Consider the following 3,878-nt stretch of genomic DNA (forward strand, 5'->3'; position numbering starts at 1 on the left):
GCTCTCGCCGGGGTTTCCACCGTCGCGTTGGCGGAGGGGACGAACCACAGGGCGCCCAGCAGGGTGCCCGCTGCGGTGGCGGTCAGCAACGTACGACGAGCGGGTGACACGGAATATCGATCCCCTTGTGACGCTGGCGAATTGGCCGTGTGGGCTGATGTTAGTGAAAATCCAGGGTCACGGGAAAGTCACGGGAGGTTTGAACCGGGAAGGCCCATTCGTTCGTACTGGTCGACGACCGGCCCGACCCCGGCTTCCCCGGCCGGAGTCCGCACGGGGATGATGGTGGGCAGTGGGGACGGCGAGGACCAGGTCGTCGGCGCCCCCGGACGGCAACCGCCGACCGGGGTTTCGTCGTCTCCCCCGGCGCAGGGACCGGCACCCGCACCGTCCGCCTCGGCGGACGTGGTGAGCCCCACACCCGTACGGCGAGGGGAACGGGAACAAACGGTCGTAGCGTTGTTGGTTCGGTGACGGGGGACTCGAGGGGTTTTGGGGTTCGGCGACGATGGAGAAGCGTGTGATGACGAACAGTAAGCGGCGCAGGAGCCTGGTGGCCGCGTCGACACTGCTCGGCGGTGTTCTGGTGCTCACTGCCTGTTCCGGAAGCGGCAACGCCTCCGACGGCAGCGGCGGCGACACCTCGCAGGCCAAGGCCGACAAGGCCGCGGCCCAGGAGTCGTCCGAGGCGCAGATCAAGATCACGCCCGGCGACGGTTCGGACAACGCCTCCATCAACAACTCCGGCGTGACCGTGACCAAGGGCACGCTCACCGGCGTCACCATGACCACGTCCGACGGAAAGGCCGTCAGCGGCCAGATATCCGCCGACAAGAAGAGCTGGAAGCCCAGCGTCCAGCTGGAGCGCGCCACCACCTACAAGGTCGCGGCGACCGCCACGGACGCCAAGGGCCGCGCCGCCCACGAGAACGCCTCCTTCACCACGGTCGCCCCGGCGCACAGCTTCATCGGCTCCTTCACGCCGGACAACGGCGCCACGGTCGGCGTGGGCATGCCCGTCTCGATCAACTTCGACAAGGGCATCACCAACAAGGCGGCCGTCCAGAAGGGCATCACCGTCACCTCCTCCAGCGGCCAGGAGGTCGTCGGCCACTGGTTCGGCGCCAACCGCCTGGACTTCCGGCCCGAGCAGTACTGGAAGGAGGGCTCCACCGTCACGCTGAAGCTCAACCTCGACGGCGTCGAGGGCACGAGCGGCGTGTACGGCGTGCAGCAGAAGACGGTCACCTTCCACATCGGCCGCAACCAGGTCTCCTACGTCGACGCCAAGACCAAGCAGATGAAGGTCACGCAGGACGGCAAGACGGTCAAGACCATCCCGATCTCCGCCGGCGCCCCGGACCACACCACGTACCAGGGCCAGATGGTGATCTCCGAGAAGTTCACCCAGACCCGGATGAACGGCGCGACGGTCGGTTTCAAGGACTCCGACGGCAAGGGCGAGTACGACATCAAGGACGTGCCGCACGCCATGCGCCTGACCACCTCCGGCACCTTCATCCACGGCAACTACTGGGGCGCGCCGTCCGTCTTCGGCAACGTCAACACCAGCCACGGCTGCGTGGGTCTGCAGGACAAGAAGGGCGCGGGCGACCCGAGCACGCCGGCCGCGTGGTTCTTCAGCCACTCCCTGATCGGTGACGTCGTGGTCGTCTCCAACACCGGCGACAAGACCGTCTCCCCGGACAACGGCCTCAACGGCTGGAACATGAGCTGGGCCCAGTGGAAGGCCGGCTCGGCCGCCTGACGCCCCCTCAGCACACGCGCCGGTGCCGCCCTTCGGGGCGGCATCGGTGTTCTCCGGCGACCACTCGGCGGAGCCTGAAGACGTCCGGCGCGTCACGTAACGGAGTTCGGGAGGGTACGTAACAGTTCCCCGACGGAATTCTTACCCTTCTCTCATCTATTGAGCGGCTGATCACCCCCCGGCATACTGCGTGACCCGGGGGGCGTACGCGCACCAGTACGAGTCTTCCCCCGGCCGGGTGAACGGGGAATTCGCCCGGCAGACCGGCTCCAGGGGGAGTTTTGCGCAGACAAGTGAAGAGAGCTTGTGCGGCCACGGTCGCCACGGCGGCCTCCGTCGCCCTGGCCACGGGCATGACCAGCCCGGCCACCGCGGACACGGCCCCGGCACGGGACGGGCAGCGCCCGGCCGGCGCCGCCCGGCTCGCGCCCCACCACAGCATCGCCCTGATCACCGGCGACCGCGTCACCGTGGACGCCAAGGGGCGCGTGGTCGGCCTGGAGCGGGCCAAGGGGCGCGAGCACATACCCGTCCAGGTCCGCACGGTGAACGGGCACACCCTCGTCGTGCCCGCCGACGCCGCCCGTCTCGTCGCCTCCGGCAAGCTCGACCAACGGCTGTTCGACATCACGGAGTTGAACACCTCCGCCGCCCGCAGGTCCTTCCGCCACGGGCTCAAGGTCATCGTCGGCTACCAGGGCGCCGCCGTCGGCGCCCGGGCCGGCGTCCGCTCCTCCGGCACCCTGCGCCGTGCCCTGACGGCGCTGAACGCCGACGCGGTGCAGACCCCGGACACGGACACCCACGCGTTGTGGAAGGCGGTCACCGACGGCAAGAGGACCGCCGCGGGCATCGCCCACATCTGGCTCGACGGGGTCCGCAAGGCCAGCCTCGACAAGTCCGTGCCGCAGATCGGCGCCCCGGCGGCCTGGAAGGCCGGCTACACCGGCAAGGGCGTGAAGATCGCCGTCCTGGACACCGGCGTCGACGCCACCCATCCCGACCTCAAGACCCAGGTGATCGCGGCCAGGAACTTCTCCGGCGCCGCCGACGTCAAGGACCACTACGGCCACGGCACTCACGTCGCCTCCATCGCGGCGGGCACCGGAGCCGAGTCCAAGGGCAAGTACAAGGGCGTCGCGCCCGGCGCCAGGATCCTCAACGGCAAGGTCCTCGACGACACCGGCTCCGGCGACGACTCCGGCATCCTCGCCGGCATGGAGTGGGCGGCCCAGCAGGGCGCCGACATCGTCAACCTCAGCCTCGGCGGCCCGGACGCGCCGGGCGTCGACCCGCTCGAGGCGGAGGTGAACAAGCTCTCCGCCCAGAAGGGCATCCTCTTCGCCATCGCCGCCGGCAACGACGGCCCGGAGTCGATCGGTTCGCCCGGCAGCGCGGACGCCGCCCTCACCGTCGGCGCCGTCGACAAGAAGGACAAGCTCGCCGACTTCTCCTCCACCGGCCCGCGCGTGGGCGACGGCGCCATCAAGCCCGACGTGACCGCGCCCGGCGTCGACATCACCGCCGCCGCGGCCAAGGGCAGCGTCATCGACCAGGAGGTCGGCGAGAACCCGCCCGGCTACCTCACCATCTCGGGTACGTCGATGGCGACCCCGCACGTCGCCGGCGCGGCCGCGCTGCTCAAACAGGAGCACCCCAAGTGGGGTCACACCGAGCTGAAGGCCGCGCTGACCGGCTCGGCCAAGGGCGGCGCGTACACCCCCTTCCAGCAGGGCGCCGGCCGGATCGCCGTGGACAGGGCCATCAAGCAGACCGTCGTCGCCGACCCGGTCTCGCTGAGCTTCGGCGTGCAGGCCTGGCCGCACACCGACGACAAGCCCGTCACGAAGAAGCTCACCTACCGCAACCTCGGCGCCAAGCCCGTCACCCTCGCCCTCACCAGCACGGCCACCGGCCCCAAGGGCAAGGCGGCCCCGGCCGGCATGTTCAAGCTCGGCGCCACCAAGGTGACGGTGCCGGCCGGTGGCACCGCCTCCGTCAAGGTCACCGTCGACACCCGCCTGGGCGGCACCCTCGACGGCGCCTACTCGGCGTACGTCACCGCGACCGGCGGCGGCCAGAGCGTCCGCACGGCCGCCGCGGTGATCCG

At 70.1% G+C, this 3,878-nt stretch carries 1 protein-coding gene and 2 pseudogenes; 2 read left to right on the forward strand and 1 reads right to left on the reverse strand.

Annotated elements, in window-relative coordinates; translation table 11 throughout:
* Nucleotides 1-89, reverse strand: a pseudogene (locus tag IE249_RS36325) (cell wall protein); the annotation flags it as partial.
* Nucleotides 90-523: 434 nt separating this feature from the next.
* Between IE249_RS36325 and IE249_RS05355 the strand changes: the two are divergent.
* Nucleotides 524-1,768, forward strand: a complete 1,245-nt coding sequence (locus IE249_RS05355) for a L,D-transpeptidase (RefSeq protein ID WP_189703567.1) — start codon at nucleotides 524-526, stop codon at nucleotides 1,766-1,768.
* Between the two features lie 353 nt (nucleotides 1,769-2,121).
* Nucleotides 2,122-3,878: pseudogene (locus IE249_RS36330) on the forward strand (S8 family peptidase); the annotation flags it as partial.

This window comes from Streptomyces anandii JCM 4720, from assembly GCF_014650655.1.
Classification (GTDB): Bacteria; Actinomycetota; Actinomycetes; order Streptomycetales; family Streptomycetaceae; genus Streptomyces; species Streptomyces anandii.